Annotated in this window: 18 protein-coding genes; 13 read left to right on the top strand and 5 right to left on the bottom strand. The window is 68.8% G+C overall.

Annotated elements, in window-relative coordinates; all coding sequences use genetic code 11:
- Positions 1-395: 395 nt before the first annotated feature.
- Both B0I29_RS29625 and B0I29_RS29620 read right to left on the bottom strand, forming a co-directional pair.
- On the bottom strand, positions 396-980 hold the full coding sequence (locus B0I29_RS29625) for a helix-turn-helix domain-containing protein (protein WP_111652388.1): 585 nt from the start codon (positions 978-980) through the stop codon (positions 396-398).
- 23 nt (positions 981-1003) lie between these two features.
- On the bottom strand, positions 1004-1672 hold the full coding sequence (locus tag B0I29_RS29620; RefSeq protein WP_111652387.1) for a cyclase family protein: 669 nt from the start codon (positions 1670-1672) through the stop codon (positions 1004-1006).
- Positions 1673-1773: 101 nt separating this feature from the next.
- Between B0I29_RS29620 and B0I29_RS29615 the strand changes: the two genes are divergently transcribed.
- From B0I29_RS29615 to murJ, 6 genes are read left to right on the top strand one after another with little or no spacing between them, the layout of a single operon-like run.
- Positions 1774-3306: a purine-cytosine permease family protein gene (locus tag B0I29_RS29615; protein WP_111652386.1), complete on the top strand. Its 1533-nt coding sequence runs from the start codon at positions 1774-1776 to the stop codon at positions 3304-3306.
- Positions 3307-3320: 14 nt separating this feature from the next.
- Positions 3321-4292 (top strand): agmatinase, encoded by a 972-nt coding sequence (gene speB, locus B0I29_RS29610; RefSeq protein WP_111652385.1) that lies wholly within the window; start codon positions 3321-3323, stop codon positions 4290-4292.
- Complete coding sequence (locus B0I29_RS29605; RefSeq protein WP_111652384.1) at positions 4289-4675, top strand: YybH family protein; 387 nt, start codon at positions 4289-4291, stop codon at positions 4673-4675. Before speB ends, B0I29_RS29605 begins: the two co-directional genes overlap by 4 nt.
- The gene (locus B0I29_RS29600; RefSeq protein ID WP_111652383.1) at positions 4675-6009 is read left to right on the top strand and encodes an NAD-dependent succinate-semialdehyde dehydrogenase; all 1335 of its coding nucleotides are present in this window, start codon (positions 4675-4677) and stop codon (positions 6007-6009) included. Before B0I29_RS29605 ends, B0I29_RS29600 begins: the two co-directional genes overlap by 1 nt.
- Before the next feature lie 48 nt (positions 6010-6057).
- A complete protein-coding gene (locus B0I29_RS29595) occupies positions 6058-6729 on the top strand; it encodes a SprT-like domain-containing protein (RefSeq protein WP_111652382.1) in 672 nt (223 codons plus the stop codon).
- 26 nt (positions 6730-6755) lie between these two features.
- Entirely contained in the window at positions 6756-8306 is a 1551-nt protein-coding gene (gene murJ / locus B0I29_RS29590) for a murein biosynthesis integral membrane protein MurJ (RefSeq protein ID WP_111652411.1), read from the top strand.
- Positions 8307-8864: 558 nt separating this feature from the next.
- Here murJ and B0I29_RS29585 read toward each other — a convergent pair.
- Positions 8865-9959, bottom strand: a complete 1095-nt coding sequence (locus B0I29_RS29585) for a serine hydrolase domain-containing protein (RefSeq protein WP_181558031.1) — start codon at positions 9957-9959, stop codon at positions 8865-8867.
- Between the two features lie 98 nt (positions 9960-10057).
- Between B0I29_RS29585 and B0I29_RS29580 the strand changes: the two genes are divergently transcribed.
- From B0I29_RS29580 to B0I29_RS29555, 6 genes are all read left to right on the top strand, one after another.
- Positions 10058-10393, top strand: coding sequence for an ArsR/SmtB family transcription factor (locus B0I29_RS29580; protein WP_111652410.1), 336 nt, complete (start codon positions 10058-10060; stop codon positions 10391-10393).
- Positions 10390-10839, top strand: coding sequence for an SRPBCC family protein (locus tag B0I29_RS29575; protein ID WP_111652380.1), 450 nt, complete (start codon positions 10390-10392; stop codon positions 10837-10839). The genes B0I29_RS29580 and B0I29_RS29575 overlap by 4 nt, the downstream gene beginning before the upstream one ends.
- Entirely contained in the window at positions 10832-11260 is a 429-nt protein-coding gene (locus B0I29_RS29570) for a DUF6069 family protein (RefSeq protein WP_111652379.1), read from the top strand. The genes B0I29_RS29575 and B0I29_RS29570 overlap by 8 nt, the downstream gene beginning before the upstream one ends.
- A gap of 50 nt (positions 11261-11310) precedes the next feature.
- Positions 11311-12582, top strand: coding sequence for a multidrug effflux MFS transporter (locus B0I29_RS29565; protein WP_111652409.1), 1272 nt, complete (start codon positions 11311-11313; stop codon positions 12580-12582).
- A 1082-nt stretch (positions 12583-13664) separates the two neighbouring features.
- Positions 13665-14318, top strand: coding sequence for a hypothetical protein (locus B0I29_RS29560; protein WP_146616919.1), 654 nt, complete (start codon positions 13665-13667; stop codon positions 14316-14318).
- Complete coding sequence (locus B0I29_RS29555) at positions 14315-14974, top strand: class I SAM-dependent methyltransferase (RefSeq protein ID WP_111652377.1); 660 nt, start codon at positions 14315-14317, stop codon at positions 14972-14974. Before B0I29_RS29560 ends, B0I29_RS29555 begins: the two co-directional genes overlap by 4 nt.
- A 6-nt stretch (positions 14975-14980) precedes the next feature.
- Here B0I29_RS29555 and B0I29_RS29550 read toward each other — a convergent pair whose 3' ends face one another.
- Both B0I29_RS29550 and B0I29_RS29545 read right to left on the bottom strand, forming a co-directional pair.
- Positions 14981-17089 (bottom strand): HelD family protein, encoded by a 2109-nt coding sequence (locus B0I29_RS29550; RefSeq protein WP_111652376.1) that lies wholly within the window; start codon positions 17087-17089, stop codon positions 14981-14983.
- A gap of 94 nt (positions 17090-17183) precedes the next feature.
- Entirely contained in the window at positions 17184-17780 is a 597-nt protein-coding gene (locus tag B0I29_RS29545; RefSeq protein ID WP_111652375.1) for a phosphotransferase family protein, read from the bottom strand.
- A 187-nt stretch (positions 17781-17967) separates the two neighbouring features.
- Between B0I29_RS29545 and B0I29_RS29540 the strand changes: the two genes are divergently transcribed.
- Complete coding sequence (locus tag B0I29_RS29540; RefSeq protein ID WP_111652374.1) at positions 17968-19035, top strand: DUF2855 family protein; 1068 nt, start codon at positions 17968-17970, stop codon at positions 19033-19035.
- The last annotated feature ends 565 nt before the right edge of the window (positions 19036-19600 follow it).

Raw genomic sequence — 19600 nt, 5'->3', positions numbered from 1 at the left:
CGGCCGGGGCGATGAGGGCAGCGGCCAGGGCGAAGCGGCGAAGAGCGTTGCGCAAGAGGTCCCTTTCGGCAGGTCAATGTTGCTTGCGCTGTTCTCTTCGGCCCTGCCGCCGCCCACTCGATTAGCGGCCCGGAGCGCATCGGTCACCGTCCGGTTGCCAGAAATCCCGGCTTAACACCAGGGTCGCCGCCACTGACAGCCGACAGCCGTGGCGTTAAGCCGGGGACTGGCTGCACGCCACGGTCGCCGTGGGTGACAGCTGGCAGCCGTGGTGTTAAGCCGGGGACTGGCTGCACGCCACGGTCGCCGTGGGTGACAGCTGGCAGCCGTGGTGTTAAGCCGGGGACTGGCTGCACGCCAGGGTCGCCGCCAGCGACAGCCGGCAGCCGTACGGTTTACGGGGCTGGGGCCAGGACCCAGATCACCTGGCACTCCTGGTCGGGGAGGGCGTTCGACCACGTGTGCGGCTCTCGGCCCGGGAAAGTGAACGCGTCGCCAGCGTCCAGCAGGACCGAGTCCTCGGAGATCGTGACCTTCAGGCGGCCGCGGACCACGTAGACGAACTCGACCTCGCAATCGAGCGTGTAGAGCTGGTCCCCGCCACCCCCACCCGGCTCGACCGTTGAGTGGATCACCTGGAGGTGGGTCTGGGTGCCGGGGGTGAGCAGCAGCTCGTGCACGTTGACGCCGCCGAAGTTGATCGGGCGGCCCTCGCCCGCGCGGACCAGGGACGTTGGTGGGGGCTCGAACAGCTCGCCGACCCGGATGCCGAGCACGTCGCAGATCGCGACGAGGGAGGCCACCGAGGGCGAGACCTCGTCGCGTTCGAGGCGGCTGATGAAGCCCTTGTTCAGGCCGGTCGCGTCGGATACCTGTTGCAGCGTGAGGCTGCGGGCCTGGCGGGCGGATCGTAACCGCCCACCGATCGCGGGGCCGGTCGTGGTGGTGGCTGGGGCAACGCGCCGTACCTGACCCGCCATTAAAAAACGCCCGCCGTCACGACTCAGACCTCCAGTTGCATGGCGACCGCGCGTACCGGGGCCCCGTCCGCATTCTCCAAGGCGAGCGGCAGGCATGACACCAGGGGGTCGGGGAAGTCGACGAGTTCCAGGTTGCGGAAGTTCTCGCCGATGACCCCGCCGGCCGAAGCGATCAGGTGGTGCACCGGATAGCCGACACCGGGGTGATCGTCGGAAGGCGTCTCGTCGATGTTGATGGCGTCGATGCAGAACGTGCGCACCCCGAGGTCGAGCATTCGCTGGCAGGCGTCGGCGGAGAGGTATGGGTGGTCGAAATATGCTGGCGTGCCGTAAAAATCCAACCATCCAGTGCAGATCAGCGCGATAACCCCCGGACGTAAGAACCGCTCATAACGCGAAATTTCCGACAAGCCAACCCGTCCCCGCGGACCCAGCCCCCGTACGTCGATCAACACCCCCGGCCCGGTGAACAACCCCAGATCCAGTTGATCGACACGCAACCCGGAATCCTGGAAATGGAACGGCGCGTCGACATGCGTCCCGGTCTGCGACCCCATGTCCACGTGCAGCAGGTTGAACCCGTCCCGCTCAACCGTGGAATGCACGGAAAGCCGCGGCACCGGATCGCCAGGATAGGTCTGGGTGTCAGACCCGATCGGAACCGACAGGTCGACGATGCGGCGTACCCGCATGTTCCCTCCACGAAATATTCTGGAAAACAACAGCCGTTGCCTCACATGCAACTTAGCCCTACTCTCCCTCCAGTGGGTCGACGCAGACCGAAGGAGATCGCATGACTACCGCCATCGAGCGGCCCAAGGCCACCGACATAGAGCAGCACGGCATCGACACCATTCCGGCGGAGCACCGGCACTCCCGGCCGCTGGACCTGTTCCGCATCCAGTTCGGCGGGGCGAACACGTTCGCCACCGTCATCCTCGGCACCTTCCCGATCCTGCTCGGCCTCTCGCTGTGGCAGGCCGTCGCCGCCACTGTCGTCGGCGTCCTGGTCGGCTCCCTGTTCCTGGCGCCGATGGGCCTGTTCGGCCCGTTGACCGGCACGAACAACGCGGTCGCCTCCGGCGCCCACTTCGGCGTACGCGGACGGATCGTCGGCTCGTTCCTGTCCCTGCTCACCGCCATCGCGTTCTACTCGATCTCGATCTGGGTCAGCGGTGACGCCGTGGTCGGCGCGCTGGTACGCCTCGCCGGCGTACAGGACTCCGACCTGCTGCGCGGGGTCGTCTACGCGATCCTCGGCGCGATCGTCATCGTCGTGGTCATCTACGGGTACGCGTTCATGCTGCTCGTCAACAAGATCGTCGTCTTCGGCAACACGCTGCTGATCCTGCTCGGCGCGGTGGCGTACAGCGGCCAGCTCGACCTGGGTTACAACCCGGGCGCTGACGCGTACGCTCTCGGGTCTTTCTGGCCGACGTTCGTGCTGTCGGCTCTGATCGTGATGGGCAACCCGATCTCCTTCGGTGCGTTCCTCGGCGACTGGTCGCGGTACATCCCGGCGAACACGTCGCCCAAGAAGATCCTCGCCGCCACATTCGGCGCCCAGCTGGCGACGCTCGTGCCGTTCTTCTTCGGCGTCTTCACCGCGACCCTGGTGGCCGGCGAGGCCGACTACATCGTCGCGCTGATCAACACCTCGCCCGCCTGGTACGCCCTGCTGCTGATCGTCGTGGCGTTCCTCGGCGGCCTCTCCACCGGCATCACCTCGCTGTACGGCACCGGCCTCGACTTCTCCTCGGTGTTCCCGCGGCTGTCCCGGGTGCAGGCGTCGCTGTTCATCGGCGCCCTCGCGTTCGTCTTCATCCTCGTCGGCCGGCTCGCGTTCGACCTGCTGGCCAGCGTGAACGCGTTCGTCGGCGCGATCGTCATCTGCACCACCCCGTGGATGGTCATCATGACCATCGGCTACTTCGTGCGGCGTGGTTACTACCGCTCCGCCGACCTGCAGGTGTTCAACCAGGGCCGGACCGGCGGGGCGTACTGGTTCAGCAACGGCGTCAACTGGCGGGGCATGGCGGCGTGGATCCCGTCGGCGATCCTCGGCCTGTTGTTCGCCAATTACCCGCCGCTGATCGAGGGCCCGTTCCGCAATGCCGCCGGGGGCGTCGACATCAGTCTGCTGGTGTCGATCGGCACGGCCGCGGCCGCGTACCTGGCTCTGATTTTGATCTTCCCGGAGCCGCGCTACGTCTTCGGCCCGGAAGGGCCGCGCGGAATTCCGGCCGCGGACGGCGAGATGCCGGAGGTCGTCGACGACCACGGCGCGTCCGTCCACCGCACCAAGGCACGCGCCGAAGCGAAATAAAGGAAAAAAGCACAATGTCCGTTCCCCGCATCGTCACCGAAGGGCGCGTCGGTCAGATCGACGCGACCCAGGTTCCCCGCTTCGCCGGTCCCGCCACGTTCGCGCGGCTGCCGCGCATCGACGAGGTGTCCGACGTCGACGTCGCCGTGATGGGCGTGCCGTTCGACGCCGGTGTCTCCTACCGGCCCGGCGCCCGGTTCGGCCCCGCGCATGTCCGAGAATCATCACGGCTGCTGCGGCCCTACAACCCGGCCGTCGACGTGTCGCCGTTCGCCAGCCAGCAGGTGGTGGACGCCGGTGACCTCGCGGTGAACCCGTTCGACATCGAAGCGGCGATCGGACAGGTGGAGGCCGGCGCGCGGGCGATGCTCGAGCGCGCCGGCCGCCTCGTCAGTATCGGCGGCGACCACACCATCGCGTTGCCGCTGCTGCGCGCCGTGGCCGCCAAGCACGGTCCGGTCGCGGTGGTGCATTTCGACGCGCACCTGGACACCTGGGACACCTACTTCGGTGCGGCGCACACCCACGGAACCCCGTTCCGGCGCGCCTCGGAAGAGGGCCTGATCGATACCTCCGGCTGCATGCACGTCGGTACCCGCGGCCCGCTCTACTCGAACCAGGACCTCGCCGATGACCGTGAGCTGGGCTTCCATGTCGTCCCGAGCGTCGAGATCGACGACCTGGGCGCGCGCGGCATCGCCGAACGCATCCGCGAACGCGTCGCCGACCGCCCGGTCTACCTGTCGATCGACATCGATGTTCTCGACCCGGCGTTCGCGCCCGGCACCGGCACCCCCGAGGCCGGCGGCATGACCAGCCGCGAGCTGCTCGCCGTGCTGCGCTCCTTCAGCGAGCTCAATCTGGTCGGCGCCGACGTCGTCGAGGTCTCACCGGCCTACGACCACGCCGAGATCACCGGCATCGCCGCGGCGCACACCGTCTACGAGATCCTGTCCGCGCTCGCACCCCGCAAGGAACAACCATGACGACGCCGCTCGACGCCGCTAACACGCTCATCGATGCGTTCGGCCGCCACGACACCGAGGCCTATTTCGCCAGCTTCGCTGCCGACGCGACCTTCGTCTTCCACACCCACGTGCAGCCGTTGCGCTCGCGGTCCGATTACGAACAGCTCTGGTACGCATGGGAGCGCGACGGCTTCCGCGTACTCCAGTGCGAGTCGAGCGACCAGCACGTGCAGATGCTGACGTCGGACATCGCGATCTTCACCCATAGGGTACGGACACTGGCGCGCACCGGAGCCGTCGAAGAAACCGCCGAGGAACGCGAAACCATCGTGTTCCAGAAGCGCGACGGTGGACGATGGCTCGCAGTGCACGAACACCTGTCACCGGCTCTGGAGGCCTGATGTACACCGTGGTTGACCCGGCCACCGGAAAGCAGATCGCGGATTACCCGACGATCAGCGACGCCGACGCGACCGCCGCCGTCGCGAAGGCACACCAGACGTACCGCACCTGGTCACGCAGCACCACCGTGGCCGAGCGGGCCGCGCTGATCAAGAAGGTCGCCGAGCTGCACACCGAGCGCCGCGACCAGCTGGCCGCCACGATCGTGCGGGAGATGGGCAAGCCCCTCGGCGACGCGCTCGGCGAGGTCGACTTCAGCGCGGCGATCTACGAGTACTACGCGGACAACGCGGTGGCGTTCCTCGCCGACGAGCCGATCACCCTGCTGGAAGGGGAGGGTTCCGCGGTCATCCAGCGGCGTCCCCTCGGCGTGCTGCTCGGCATCATGCCGTGGAACTTCCCGGCGTACCAGGTCGCCCGGTTCGCCGGACCCAACCTGGCCGCCGGCAACACCATCGTGCTCAAGCACGCGCCGCAGTGCCCCGAGTCGGCAGCGGCGCTGGAGCAGATCTTCCGCGACGCCGGGTTCCCCGAGGGCGCGTACGTCAACGTGTACGCCACCAACGAGCAGATCGAGACCCTGATCGCCGACCCGCGCGTGCAGGGTGTCTCGCTGACCGGATCCGAGCGGGCCGGTTCCGCGGTCGCCGAGATCGCCGGCCGGCACCTGAAGAAGGTCGTGCTGGAACTCGGCGGCTCCGACCCGTTCATCGTGCTGAGCAGCGACGACCTGGACGCCACCGTCGACGCCGCGGTGGCCGCCCGGCTCGACAACACCGGCCAGGCCTGCAACGCCGGCAAGCGGATGATCGTGCACGAGGACCTGTACGACGCGTTCCTCTCGCGCTTCACCGACCGCATCCTCGGCACCCCGCCGGCGCCGCTGTCCTCGCTCGCCGCGGCCGAGCGCCTCGACGAGCAGGTCACCTCGGCGGTGTCCGAGGGCGCGAGCCTCGCCACGGCCGGTCAGCGCGACGGCGCCTGGTACCCGCCCGGCGTGCTCACCGGCATCGAGGCCGGCACCAGCGCCTACCAGCAGGAGCTGTTCGGCCCGGTCGCGATGGTGTTCAAGGTCCGCGACGAGGACGAGGCGATCGAGGTCGCCAACGACACCCCGTACGGTCTCGGCTCGTATGTCTTCACCACCGACCCGGCGCAGGCGCAGCGGGTGGCCGACCGGATCGAAGCCGGCATGGTCTTCATCAACGGTGTCGGCGCCGAAGGCCCGGAGCTGCCGTTCGGCGGCGTGAAGCGCTCCGGTTTCGGCCGCGAGCTGGGCCGGTACGGCATCGAGGAGTTCATCAACCGCAAGTTGGTACGCACCGTCGGCTGACCCACCGAGTACGGTAGCCGGGCACTTGAACGACCTTGAGGAGCCCGGTTGAACCTGACGGACGCCCGGGAGCTCGCGATCGGTCTGATGGACCGGCACGGGCTCACCGGCTGGGAACTGACGTTTGACGACGCCAAAACCCGGGCCGGGGTCTGCCATCACACCCACAAACGGATCGGCCTGTCCCGGTCGCTGGTCCGCCTCTACAGCGTTGAACAGGTCACCGACACCGTCCTGCACGAGATCGCGCACGCACTCGTCGGCGCCCGCCACGGCCACAACCGGGTGTGGCGGGCCACCGCGGTGCGGATCGGCAGCACCGGCACCCGATGCGTCCCCGAGGACGCGCCGAAGGTCGACGGCAGCTGGGAAGGCGTCTGCCCGTCCGGTCACCGCACCACCGCGCACCGCCGGCCGCTGCGGGTCCGTTCCTGCCCGGACTGCTCGCCCGCGTTCGACGTCACCGCGGTCTACACCTGGTCCCATCGCGGCGAGCCCGCACCGATGCTCCCCGCGTACCAGGCGGAACTCGCGCGCCTCCAGCAACGCGCGCCGGTGCCGGCGCCGTTGCGCGTGGGCGAGAGGGTACGCCTGACCGGCGGCGGCAAGTACCACGGACTCTCCGGCACGATCGTGAAACAGGGGCGCAGCCGCTATCACATCCAGACCGCGAAGGGCGTGCTCGGAGCACCGTTCGCGATGGTGGAACCGGTATCGTGACCTCGATCAGGCAGGCCGGCCAGCGGATGGCCGTGGCCACGCTCGCCTCCCGTGTCGCCGGTTTCCTGCGCATCCTGGTGCTCGCCGCCGCGCTCGGGCTCGGCACCCGCCTGCTCGACACCTACAACGTGGCGAACACCCTGCCGAACGCCGTCTACGAACTCGTGGTCGGCGGCACGATGGCCAGCATCGTGGTCCCGCTTCTCACCCGCGCCGCGCTCTCCGAGCCCGACAACGGCATTGTGTACGCCCAACGCCTGCTGTCGCTGATCGTCTACATCCTCGGCATCGTCACGGTCCTGGCCATCGTCGCCGCACCGCTGCTGATCGACCTCTACGCGCCCGGGTTCACCGCCGGCCAGCGTGACCTGGCGATCGTGTTCAGCCGGTACTTCTTCCCGCAGATCCTCTTCTACGGCATCAGCGCCACCGCCGGCGCGATCCTCAACATCCGTGGCGTCTTCGGCACGCCGGCCTGGGCGCCGCTGGTCAACAGCGTCATCGTGATCGCGGTCGGGCTTACCTACCTGATCGTCGGCGGCAGCACCGGCACCAGCCTGACCACCGGCGACCTGCTGCTGCTCGCCGTCGGCACCAGCGCCGGCGTATTCGCCCAGATGACCCTGGTGGTGTGGGCGCTGCGCCGCAGCGGCTTCCCGATCCGCCTGCACCTCGACCCGCGCGGCATCGCGATCCGGCGGATCGGCAGACTCGGCATCTGGGTGCTGCTGTCGGTGATCACCGCGCAGATCCTGACCGCCGCGGCCACCCGGGCGGCGTCGTGGGGCGGGCCGGGCGGCATCACGGCGTACCAGAACGCCAGCGCGATCTACCTGGTGCCGTTCGCCGTCATCGCGGTCTCGGTGATGACGGCCATGCTGCCGAGGCTGAGCCAGTACGCGGCCCGCGGCGAACACCAGCGCGTCACCGTCGGCCTGTCCCGCGCGGTCCGCACCGCCCTGGTGGTGATGGCCCCGATCGCGGCCGCGTTCATCCTGCTCGGCCCGGACATCGCGATCGTGCTGTTCGACCACGGCAACAGCGACGCCGGCACGGTCCGGGTGCTCGGCCGGGTCCTGTCCGCGTACGGCCTGGCCCTGGTCCCGTTCACCAGCTACATGATCATGCAGCGCGGTCTGTACGCGTTGCAGGACACCCGGACGTCAGCGCTGATCACGGCCCTGGTCGCCGCCGTCGGCGTGGCCGGCTGCGCGGCGGCCGGGTGGCTGCTGCCGGCCCGGGACATCGTGGTCGGCATCCCGGTCGCGTACGCCGTCGCCTACTTCACCGGGCTCAACGTGACGGCGCTGGTGCTGCGGAAGCGGCTCGGTTACATCGACGGCAAGCGCTTGGTGCGTACCCATGCCCGGGTCTTTGTCGCGACCGCGACCGGCGCGGCGAGCGCGGCGGTCGCGGTGTGGGTCGTGGGCGCGTCAAGCTGGACGGAGTCGCTGGTCACCCTGGTCGTGGCGGGGCTGGCAGGCGGGCTGGGCTATCTCGTGGCGGGCCGGTTGGTGCGCATCATCGAGCTGAAGCACCTGCTCGCGACAGCCCTGCCCCGGGTGCGCACCTGGTAACCGGCCAGGCCGCGCCGAGCAGTTGACCTTGTGAGTTTGCGCCGCCGCATCAGCCACAAACTCACAAGATCTGTGGGCGGCGGCCGCTCCGGGCGAAGTCCTGCCGGTGTGGCTGAGGTCGCGGGCGCCGGCGGGAGACGAAGTGAGTCGACCTTGTGAGTTTGTGCCGCGGAGGCAGCCACAACCTCACAAGATCCGCAGGGGGACGCCCCGGCCGCCCCGGGCGCCCGGATGGCCCGGCGCGCTCGGCGTGTTGGCCGTCCTGCGCGCCTGCCGCCCCCGCAAGGTCAGGCTGCGGCATCGAGCCGTCGGCCAGGGACGTTATCGGGCCTTCGAAGCGTGGCTGGACTACGGCTGCGTTGCCCGAGCCGTCGCTCAGCCATGTCATCGGAGCCGTTTGACGTGTCAGAGCTACGGCTCGCCACTTGGCGGCACCGCCTTGCCGTTTGGTAGCAAGAGAGTTCGTCGCTCGGCAGCACGGCATCGCTGCCGGCCGCAGGTTGCCGGCGCCGGGGCGCGCCCGGCTCGACGTGCGTTGGAACCCGGTGCCGGCGGTCGTCACTCGAAGACTGACGGCAGCAGTGAGCGGATGCGGATTTTGGGGTGGGGGCCGGACCAGGGGGTGGTCGCCACGGTGAGCGAGCGGTCGCCGGTGGTCCAGGACTCGGTCCAGTAGGCGTCCAGGAAGTCGCCGCTGTGGCCCCAGACCCGCACGCCGCTGGGCAGCAGTTTGGTCATCAGGCCCAGGCCGTAGTCGTAGTCCGGGGTGCCGCGCCGGAATGTCAGCAGCTCGCGCTGCTCGGCCGGGCGCAGCAAACGGCCGGTGACCAGCGCGCGGAAGAACGTGTTCAGGTCCGCCGTCGTGGAGATGATCTCGCCGGCCGCGCCGGCCAGCGACGGGTTGAAGACCGTGATGTCGACCGGCCCCGGCGCCGGCGCCGGCGCCGGGACATAACCGTGCGGGTGCGGGCCGCGCAGGTGCGGATCGGTGCCGGGGAGCTCGGTGCCGCGCAGCCCGAGCGGGCGCAGGATCCGGCGGCGGATCTCGGTGGCGTACGCCGACCCGGTCACCCGCTCGATCAGCAGGCCCAGCAGGACGTAGTTGGTGTTCGCGTACCACCAGTCAGTGCCGGGCTCGAATCGCAGCGGCATGCCGTCGACGAATCCGAGCAGCTCACGCGGTGTCCACGTGCGGTACCGCAGCCGCACCAGATCCGCCGGCCCGCTGAAGACGGCGCCGAACGCGGGACTGTTCGTGTAGTTCGGCAGGCCGCTCGTGTGCTGGAGCAGGTGCCGCACGGTGATGCCGTCGGGGAGCAGGCCGGGCAGGCGGTTTCGCACGACGTCGTCCAGCGCCAGCCGGCCCTCGCCGACGAGTTGCAGGACGACGGTGGCGATGAACGGCTTGGTGATGCTGCCCGCCCGGAATCGGCTGTCCGGGTGCACCGCCTGATCGGAGCCGAGCATGGTTACGCCACTGGTCGCCTCGGTTCCGCGTACCCGGGCAAGAGCGCCGACCGCAGAGCCGGCGGTGATGTCGTCGAGCGCTGCTTGCAGCGCGCCGGTTTTGATCTTGCGCTGCGAAAAGTTGCCGGTCGCGGTGATGAAGCCGGTCGCTCCGGCGAGGCGCAACACGTTCCTGCGAGTCATCATCATCGAAATCTATGAGTGACCGTGGTGGCGGGGCGTCGGCCTGCGGATGCAACTCGGGGTGCTCGTCATCCGCGCGATGTATGCCTATAGTGAACCACATGGTTCAGCATGACGCGCTTGATCGGGTGTTCGCCTGCCTGGCCGACCCGGTCCGCCGCGGCGTCCTGATCAAGCTCGGCGACGGCCCGGCCACCGTCGGCGAACTGGCCGGACCCGCCGAGATGACGCTGACCGGCATGAAGAAACACCTGCGGATCCTGGAGGACGCCGGCCTGATCGTGACCGAGAAGATCGGCCGCGCCCGGCAGTGCCGCCTCGCTCCGGCGCCGCTCGACGAGGCGATGGCGTGGATCAGCTTCTACCAGCGGCTCTGGACGCGCCGGCTCGACGGCCTGGACGCCTACTTCACACTGAGAAAAGGAGACGACGCGTGACTCTCGACATGCGGATGACCCGGCAGTTGCCGGCCACGCCGGAAGAGGTCTTCGACGCCTACACCGACGCCGAGAAGCAGAAGATCTGGTTCTCGATCCTCGACGAGGAACCCGGCATCGTCGAGATCGAGGTCGACCTGCGGATCGGCGGCACCCAGACCGCGGTCTGGGGTCCCAGCCCCGACGCGTTGTTCCGCGAGGTACAGACTTTCATCGAGATCGACCGCCCGCACCGCCTGGTCACCGACTCGACCGGCTCCAGCCCGGACGGCATGACCATGACGACCCGCATCGAGATCACCTTCGAGGCCAACGACGCCGGCACGCTGATGACCGTCGTCCAGAGCGGCTTCCCGGTCCCCGAGATCCGCGACTTCTTCACCGCCGAGGTCTGGGCCGGAGCCCTCAACCGCATCGAGGCGTACCTCGTCCGCTCCCATGCCTGAGCTCTCCCGGCCCGCGGTGGTCACCCTCAGCGGCCTCGCCGCGCTCACGATCAACCTCCTTGTGTACGCCGGAGGCCGCGCCGCCGGCGGCACATTCCAGTTCACCACGGCGGGGGAGCGGGCCGAGGTGGACGCCGTCACGGTCGCCGGGTTCAGCGCGGTGCCGCTGCTGATCGGACTGACCGCGGTCGCGCTGCTGGCCCGGGTGTGGCAGTGGGTCACCCGCGTCGCGCTGATCATCGGGCCGCTGCTGGCGATCGGCACGATCTTCGTGATGACGGTGCCGGCCGATCTCGACACCGTCAGCACTGTCGCGCTGGCGGTGTGTCACCTGACGCTCGTACCGATTCTTATCCTGGCGATCCTCCGCCTTGGCAAACGAAATACCAGCTTGCGGGCGGTGGCACCCGATCGTGTGTGACCGCTGACACCACTTGGAAGAACCTCGTCGTGCGGCAACTTGTCGAAGTTGTGGCTCAGATTCAAACCGTGACACCGACCGGCTCGCCCGGCGACCTGCTCCCGGCGGGGCGCCGCTTCCGGATCGTGCTCGTGCTCGGCCTGCTCACCGCGCTCGGGCCGCTCACCATCGACATGTACCTCCCGTCGCTACCGACGATCACCGACGATCTCCAGACCACCGCGGCGGCCGTGCAGCTCACGCTGACCGGAACGCTCGTCGGCCTGGCGTTCGGCCAGCTGCTCGTCGGGCCGCTCTCCGACGCGATCGGCCGGCGCCTGCCGCTGCTCGCCGGCATCGCCGTGCACGTGCTCGCGTCGATCCTGTGCGTGATCGCACCCAACCTGGCGCTGCTCGGCGCGCTGCGGGTCCTGCAGGGCCTGGGTGCCGCCGCAGCCGCCGTGGTGGCGATGGCGATCGTGCGGGACCTGTTCGACGGGATGGCCGCGGCCCGGCTGTTCTCCCGGTTGATGCTGGTCGTCGGCGTGGCCCCGATCCTGGCCCCGACCATCGGCGGCCTGGTGCTGGGCTGGACGTCCTGGCGGGGCGTGTTCGTGGTCCTGACCGCCGTGGGTGTCGCGATCATGGTGGCGTCCGCGGTGGTGCTGCCCGAGACGCTGCCGGTCGCTCGCCGTCGTAACGGCGGGGTTGCCGGAACGCTGCGGGACTACGGGCGGCTCTTCACCGACCGGGTCTACGTCGGCCTGATCCTGGTGGCTGGGCTGGCGATGGCCGCGCTCTTCGCGTACGTCAGTGGCTCTTCCTATGTTTTTCAGGATGGGTACGGGATGAGCGAGCAGCAGTTCGCGCTCGTCTTCGCCGGTGGCGCGGTCGGGCTGATCGGCGCGACTCAGTTCAACGTGCGGCTGCTCCGGTGGTTCACGCCGCAGCAGATTCTGGGTGGTTCGCTGGTGGCGGGCCTGTTCTTCGGCCTGGTGCTGCTCGTTCTGGCGGCGACGGACACGGGTGGCCTGGTCGGGATCCTGATCCCGCTGTGGCTGGTGCTGACGATGGTTGGCCTGGCGATGCCGAACGCTCCGGCGCTGGCGTTGTCCCGCCACGGCGAGGCTGCGGGTACGGCGGCGGCGTTGCTGGGTGCGGTGCAGTTCGGCGTGGGTGCGCTGGCGGCGCCGCTGGTCGGGGTCCTCGGCGTCGGCGCGGTAGCGATGGCGATCGTGGTGTTCGGCGGCATGCTGGCCGCGACAGTGGTGTGTTTCCTGGTGGTCCGGCCGCACCAGCTCGAGTTCGACGAGTCGCTGCCGGCGGTGGCGGTCGCCCACTGAGCCTGTCGAGTTGGGGTGCGATCCGCGCCGAAATTCGACACGCACGCTGGAGTGCGGTCCGCTTGTGTCGATTTGAGGTGCGATCCGAACCCGAACTCGACACACCGCGGCGGGCATGACTCCAGCGGGTGTGACCTCGGCGGGTGTGACCGCAGCGGGTGTGACCGCAGCGGGTGTGACTCCAGCGGGTGCGACCGCAGCGGGTGTGACTCCAGCGGGTGTGACTCCAGCGGGCGTGGCTCCGGCGGGCGTGACTCCAGCGGGTGGCCCCTCGTGGGTCGGCGGCCTGCACGCAAGGTCAGGTCCGGCTGGCTCTCTACTGCTCACCCTGCTGGCCAATCGTGGTGGCCGCTCAGCGGGGGATGCGTGACGTTCGAACGGTGGTCGGGCGCGTTCTGTCGCTGCAGGCCTCGTCGCCGCAGGGGCGAGCCGTAGCTCAGATAGGTCATCAGCTCCGATGACCTATCTGAGCTACGGCTCGCGTCGAGCAACCCGGGTCGTTCCAGCGGCTGTTTCGCCCCAGCGGCTGTTTCGCCCAGCGGCCAGGTCGGATCTGCTTGGCGAGGCCGACGGCATCACGCCGCGAGCATCCAGCCCGGTGTGTGTCGAGTTGAGGTGCGTATCGCACCCGAAATCGACACAGGGCGGGTGGTTCGCGGGGTGTGTGTCGAGTTTGGGGGCGTAGCGAACCCGAAGTCGACACGCCCACCCCTGGCCCGCGCGATCTTGGGCCGCCGATCGCGCGGGGTGTGGTTCGGGGACCACGATCGCCACGGGAGGCCAGGGAGAGAAGGCGATCGACACGGAAGCGTCCACTGCCGGCTGGATCTGGACGGCTAACGCGCCGAGCGCGCCGGGCCATCCGGGTGCCCGGGGCGTCCCCTGCGGATCTTGTGAGGTTGTGGCTGATGCGGCGGCACAAACTCACAAGGTCGACTCTCTTCGTCTCACAGCCACGACGATCTTCGCGAGTTGTGGTCCGCGCGTGTGGGCTGGCGTTGCCTAGATCTCGACGGGCGGGTGGGATCGGTGTTGCATTGACAGGACTTGATTTCATCGGTGCGGGGGAAGGGGTGCGAGGCATGCTGGCACACGGGGAACAGGCCGGCTTGTCTCGCGCCTCCTATCAGTGCCGGTTGCTGACCGGGGCGGAGGAGATCGCCGCGGCCCAGCGATTGCAGGGTCAGGCCTACGTCCGGCACGGGCACCTGGCGGCGGAAGCGCTGACCTCGGACGGCTGGTTGCCCTGGCACGACCAGGTGGAAGCCGGGCGGGTGCGGTGGTTCGGGGTCCATGACGCTGATGGCCTTCTCGCCGTCGCCAAGAAAATCGTCTCGCTGACGGCGGCCGCGCCGGTGGGGGATGGGCTTGTCGAGGTCTCCGGTGTCGCCAAGGCCGATCGTGCGGACCTCGCCGCCACGCTGCATGTCTATCGGGCGATCTATCAGGACAGTGTGCGTCGCGCCGAGCGGATGTGGGTCATGAGCGTGATCCCGGCGTTGCGGGCCACCCTGGAACGGGTCGCGCCGGGCGGGATCAGTTTCGGACAGCGGGTGGTTCGGGTGGCGGACGTTCATCCGCAGGTGCGGCCGGAGGTGGTCGTCTATCCGGCGTGGGGGCTCGTCGACGGGTTCACCGCGAGGATCCGGGCGTCCGCGGATCGGGAGTCTGATGCCCCGCGTCGGCAATTCCTGCACGGTGTCGCGGATTTCATGGATGACGGGATCGGCGGATGAAAACCCTTCTCTGGGACGTCTACGCTCGGTGTTACGACGTCATCGCGGGCCTTTTCCCGTACCGGAAAATGGTTTTGGATCTTATGAATGTGGTTCCTGAAAGGCCTCGCAGGGTGCTTGACGCGGGGTGTGGGACCGGGAATCTGACGCTCGCGGTCAGGGGTAAGTCTCCTGGTGAGCTCGTCGCTGCCGACCTGTCGCCGGTGATGTTGGAGCGGTCGCGGCGGAAGAATCCCGGGGTGACTCATCTGCCCGCCGACCTTGACGGCGATCTGGCGGAATTGCCGGGCGAATTCGATGTGATTCTGTGCGGGAACGTTCTGTACGCGCTCGCCGATCCCGCCCGGACCGTGGAATTGCTGAAAAAGCGGCTGGTGCCCGGAGGTCGGCTGCTCGTGACCACGCCGAAGGCCGGTGCCGGAGTGCTGCCGATCCTGCGGGAGCACATCCGGGAACGCGGGATCGCGTCGTTGTGGCGGGTCATCGTGCCGCTGCTCGTCGTCGGCGTGATCAACGCACGGCTGCTGACCACGCCGGCGCACCACTTTATGACCCGTGATCAGCTGCGTGAGGTGCTGGGGACTGATCAGATTCGGACTACCTACAGCGGGCAGGCGTGGCTCGCGGTTTATCAGGAGTCCTTCAGCGAGGGCTGACCGGATTCACACCAGGATCAGCTGGCCCAGCTCCTGCGTGCACCGGGTCAGCGCCACATAGAGCCCGTTCCAGCCACGCGGCTCCGCGGCGATCCCCTCGGCGTCCACGAGCAGGGTGGCGTCCCATTCGAGACCCTTCGCCTGGGTCGCGGTCAGCACCGGGACGTCACCCAGGACCCCTCGAAGCGCAGCGACCCGGGCCACCGGGGCGACCACTCCGACCGTGCCGCCGGTCCACCGGCCCTGCATCTCCTGAGCCAGCGCGGCCACTTCGCCGAGCGTCACGGTCCGCTGCCACGGCTCGATCCCGGACGAGCGCACCGCCCGGGGTGGCGCGTTGTGACTGCCCGCCTTCTCCAGGACCGGTCCGGTCAGCTCCATCACCTCGCGCGGCGTCCGGTAGCAGATGGTCAGCTCAGCGGCGGTCCACCGCTCCCCGAACGCCGCCCGCACGGCCTGCGCCCACGTGGTGTGCCGGTGCGCCGCCTCGGCCTGGTCGATGTCGCCGACCGCGGTGATCGACCGGCTCGGGCAGCGCCGCAGCACCATCTGCCACTGCATCTCGGACAGTTCCTGGGCTTCGTCGACGACGACGTGACCGTAGACCCAGTCCCGCCGGCCGCGCGCCTGGTCGGCGATGAACTCGCCCTGCTTGACACCGGCGTCGACAGAGCCGAGCAGGTCGGCGACCGCGTCCAGCAGCGGGATGTCACTCGACGACCACGCCTCGGGCACGACCGCCGTCGCCGTCGTGATCTCTTCGGGCGACAGCGCGGGGGCGAAATCGGCCAGCAGCGCGGGATCGCTCAGCAGGTCGCGCAACGTCTGCCCGGCGTCGCGGGTCGGCCACCACGACTCGATGAACCGGGCGATCGGCTCGTTCTCCGCGATCCGCTCGCGCAGCTCGTCGATCTCCTCCTCGGACAGCAGCCCGTCGACGTCACTGCTGCTCGCGTGGGCCACACCGGGCTTCGCGCCTCTGTCGAAGCGGGCCAGGATGTCCTCGTACCCATGCTCCATCTCCTCGAGCAGCGCGGCGCGCTGCTCGGCGACCGCTTCCGCCAAGAGCGAGTGGATCTGCTCGGTGAAGATCAAACGCGCCCGATGGTACGCACGACCCGGCACCGCCGACGCCAGAGCCTGCGCGACCGTCGCGGCGGGGATGACGTAGAACTCGCCTTCCCACCGCAGCTTCAGGTCCCGAGCCCGGGGGAGCAGCGAGGCTACGTGTTTTTCGAGCGCCGGCTGCCACAACGCCCGGCCCTTGATCTCGGCGATCTCCCGGCTCTCGTCCCGGCCGACCTCGACGCCGGGCAGCAGCGTGTCGCAGGTAGCCGCCACCACGGCCGTCTCGCCGAGCGCCGGCAGCACCTGGGCGATGTACTCCAGGAACCGCGGCGACGGGCCGAGCACGAGAACCGCCTGGTCAGCCATCTGCCGGTGGGTGAACAGCAGATAGGCGACCCGGTGCAGCGCCACTACGGTCTTGCCGGTGCCGGGACCACCCTGGACGATCAGCGGCCCGGTTGCCTCGGCGCGGATGATGTCGTCCTGCTCGCGCTGAAGCGTGGAGATCGCCGTCGACATGCGACCGGTGCGTCGCTGGTCGAGCGCGGCGAGCAGAGCGCCCTCACCGACGAGTTCCGACGGGGCAGCGTCGTCTTCTGCTGACGCGGCGGCGCCGTCCAGGGGTTCGTCGTCGACGCCGGCGACCACCGAACCGGTCGTGCGGATGTGCCGGCGGCGAGCGAGTCCTTGCGGGTCGATCGCCGTAGCCGTGTAGAACGGCCGGGCCGCCGGCGCACGCCAGTCCAGCAGCAGAGGCTCATCACCCTGGTCCTCGGCCTGGATCCCGATCCGGCCCACGTGCCGCACAGTGCCGTCGAGCGCGTCGAGGCGGCCGAACACCAGACCGTCCTGTGCTCGTAGCAACTCCTCGTGCTGGCGGCGCAGCATCCGGTGCCGGGCCCGTTCCAGCGCGTCGGAGATTTCGGTGTCCAGTTCGGCCCGCAGGTGTTCGGCAAGCTGGTCGCGCCGCTCGATCGCCTGGTCGAGGAACCGCTGCTCCTCGGCGATCGCGTTATCGAGTGAAGTGTGTGCAGAATTCCGGCGCATGTGCGAAAGGTTAAGGCTCATGGGTCCGCTCATGGGCGCGAAAGAGACGGTTTTCTCACTGCCTTGCGATTTCCCGAGCGCTCCTATCTGACGATTAAAAATTCATTCTTGACGGTACGGTCGTGATGTGACCTATCAACGCGGCGGCCTGATCGGCGACGGCGTGCCCGAGCGGACGGGTGACCAGGTCACTGAGGGCGAACATGTCCAGTACACGGCCCAGATAGGCCCAGTTCGCGGGGAGCGGGGTGTCCTGTCCCTCGGCGAATCCGGCGGCGAAACCGTCCAGGCGATCGGCGGCGAACCGTGTCATGTTCGCGGCGTCGGCATAAGGGCATCCCGAATAGCTGAACTCCCAATCGAGCAGCGCATTAGCCATCCAGCCGCTGTTCGTCGTCGCGACGAGTATGTTCTTCGGGTTGACATCCGAATGGACGAGCCGGGACTGGCCGTCGACCGCTTCCAGAGCGGGCGCGTGATGTGGGCACAGCTTCGCCCACGCGCGCCGGGTACGGCTGTCGAGGCGCCCGTCCGGAACCGCGGCCATACAGTTCTCGGCGAATTCGGGGAGCTGTCTCGACCAGGGCGGATCCTCGTTGACGGCGAGGTTGCCGCCTCCGGAGAAGAAGCCCGGCCGGTCGAAGCTCACCCGGGACACGCGGGCGACGACTCTGCCCACCTCGGCACCCAGATCGGTGTGACGGTGGGCCCTGGGCGAGGGCGGTGCTCAGCGGAGTTCCCCGGTCCGGTCGCGGGGTTCCTCGGTCCGGTCGGGGGGTTCTTCGGTCCGCATGAAATCAGTCAAGCAGACCCGCGCGTGGGATTTTGCACTCACCGTGCATCTTGTCTGGCGGGGTTCGGCTGTCTAGCGTCGCAACATGCCTGAATTCTGGACGTTCGCCGTCGCTCGGGACGACCTCGGCCGGACCACCGTCGCCGAGACGAAGACACCGGTACTCACCGACGGCGAGGCGCTGCTGCGCGTCGACCGGGTCGGCCTCACGGCCAACAACGTGACGTACGCGGTTCTCGGCGACGCGATGCGGTACTGGGAATTCTTCCCCGGTTCGGCGTACGAAATCGGTCTTGAATGGGGTCTTCCGCCGGTGTGGGGCTTCGCCGAGGTGGTCGAGTCCACCGTCGAGGGAGTCACGATCGGACAGCGGGTCTACGGCTATTTCCCGCCGGCGAGCCACCTCGTGGTGCGGCCGGAGCGGGTCGACGAGACGGGATTCCGCGACGGCGCCGCACATCGGGCTTCGCTGCCCTCGCCGTACAACGCGTACCGCTCGACGGTGGGTGACCCGGCCTACCGCGCCGACCAGGAAGACCTGCTGGTGCTGTTCCGGCCGCTGTTCTTCACCTCGTTCATGCTCGCCGACCAGGTGTCCGACAACGGCTTCTACGATGCCGACCAGCTGATCCTGTCCTCGGCGTCGAGCAAGACGGCATACGCGGCGGCGTTCGAACTGCACGGCCGAGGCCACCGCCTGATCGGCCTGACGTCACCGGGCAACGTGGCCTTCACGTCGGCGCTCGGGTGTTACGACCAGGTGCTGACCTACGACGAGGTTTCGGCGCTTTCCCCGGTGCCGACGGTCTATCTGGACCTGTCCGGCTCGCCGTCCACGCGCGAGGCGTTGCGTGCTCACCTGGGTGATGGGTTGGTGCGCGACATCGCGGTGGGCCTGACCAACCAGATCCCGAACGCTGCAGCGGCCGGCGAGGTGTTCTTCGCCCCGGTCCAGATGCGCAAACGCCGCCAGGACTGGGGCCGCGACGGCCTGGACCAGCGCTTCGCCGAGGCGTGGCAGCGGTTTGCGGGCGCGGCGGAGCAGTGGGTCGACGTCGAGGCCGGCGCGGGCCCTTCGGGTTTGCGCGATGCGTGGCTGGAGGTTTTCCACGGCCGCACATCGCCGCGGGTGGGGCATATCGTTCAGCTTTGAGCCCTGCATTACTCCCGCAGGGCGTCGACGGGCGGGCGGTGTTCCAGCAAGGCGTCCACGGGCGGGCGGCGTTCTAACAAGGCGTCCACGGGCGGCTGCCGCTTCGGCAAGGCGTCCACGGCCGACCGCCGCTCCCGCAAGTTGCCGGACGCCGTTCCCGCAGGATGCTGGCCGCCGTTCGCCGGCGCTGACCTCCTGGATCTTGAGCGATTTCGCACCGTAGAGGGTAGAAGATCGCTCAAGATCCGCTGGCCACGTCGGCTGGCGAGCTGCGTTCGGGGCTGCTCCCGTGCGGCCTTGGTTACCAGCCGGACCACCTGACGCTCGGGGCTGCCACACCGCCTTGGAAACAGCACTGACCCTGCTGGTCAATGGAGATCCAGCTGGCAGTGGACGCCTCGGTCGTGATCGCCTTCCGTCCCGGGCCTCCCGTGGCGATCGTGGTCCCCGAACCACACCCTGATGGGAACGGCGGCCCAAGATCTCGCAGGCCAGGGCGGGTGTGTCGACTTCGGGTTCGCTACGCCCCCAAACTCGACACGCACCCCGCGAACCACCCGCCCTG

This window comes from Actinoplanes lutulentus (assembly GCF_003259845.1).
Classification (GTDB): Bacteria; Actinomycetota; Actinomycetes; order Mycobacteriales; family Micromonosporaceae; genus Actinoplanes; species Actinoplanes lutulentus.
This window is presented reverse-complemented; position numbering and strand designations above follow the sequence as displayed.

What these genes read in the sequence shown, in the direction of transcription:
- B0I29_RS29625 (WP_111652388.1), bottom strand. Translation starts at nt 980, where the DNA reads ATGGCGGGTCAGGTACGGCGCGTTGCCCCAGCCACCACCACGACCGGC.
- B0I29_RS29620 (WP_111652387.1), bottom strand. Translation starts at nt 1,672, where the DNA reads ATGCGGGTACGCCGCATCGTCGACCTGTCGGTTCCGATCGGGTCTGAC.
- B0I29_RS29615 (WP_111652386.1), top strand. Translation starts at nt 1,774, where the DNA reads ATGACTACCGCCATCGAGCGGCCCAAGGCCACCGACATAGAGCAGCAC.
- speB (WP_111652385.1), top strand. Translation starts at nt 3,321, where the DNA reads ATGTCCGTTCCCCGCATCGTCACCGAAGGGCGCGTCGGTCAGATCGAC.
- B0I29_RS29605 (WP_111652384.1), top strand. Translation starts at nt 4,289, where the DNA reads ATGACGACGCCGCTCGACGCCGCTAACACGCTCATCGATGCGTTCGGC.
- B0I29_RS29600 (WP_111652383.1), top strand. Translation starts at nt 4,675, where the DNA reads ATGTACACCGTGGTTGACCCGGCCACCGGAAAGCAGATCGCGGATTAC.
- murJ (WP_111652411.1), top strand. Translation starts at nt 6,756, where the DNA reads ATGGCCGTGGCCACGCTCGCCTCCCGTGTCGCCGGTTTCCTGCGCATC.
- B0I29_RS29585 (WP_181558031.1), bottom strand. Translation starts at nt 9,959, where the DNA reads ATGATGACTCGCAGGAACGTGTTGCGCCTCGCCGGAGCGACCGGCTTC.
- B0I29_RS29580 (WP_111652410.1), top strand. Translation starts at nt 10,058, where the DNA reads ATGGTTCAGCATGACGCGCTTGATCGGGTGTTCGCCTGCCTGGCCGAC.
- B0I29_RS29570 (WP_111652379.1), top strand. Translation starts at nt 10,832, where the DNA reads ATGCCTGAGCTCTCCCGGCCCGCGGTGGTCACCCTCAGCGGCCTCGCC.
- B0I29_RS29560 (WP_146616919.1), top strand. Translation starts at nt 13,665, where the DNA reads ATGCTGGCACACGGGGAACAGGCCGGCTTGTCTCGCGCCTCCTATCAG.
- B0I29_RS29555 (WP_111652377.1), top strand. Translation starts at nt 14,315, where the DNA reads ATGAAAACCCTTCTCTGGGACGTCTACGCTCGGTGTTACGACGTCATC.
- B0I29_RS29550 (WP_111652376.1), bottom strand. Translation starts at nt 17,089, where the DNA reads ATGCGCCGGAATTCTGCACACACTTCACTCGATAACGCGATCGCCGAG.
- B0I29_RS29540 (WP_111652374.1), top strand. Translation starts at nt 17,968, where the DNA reads ATGCCTGAATTCTGGACGTTCGCCGTCGCTCGGGACGACCTCGGCCGG.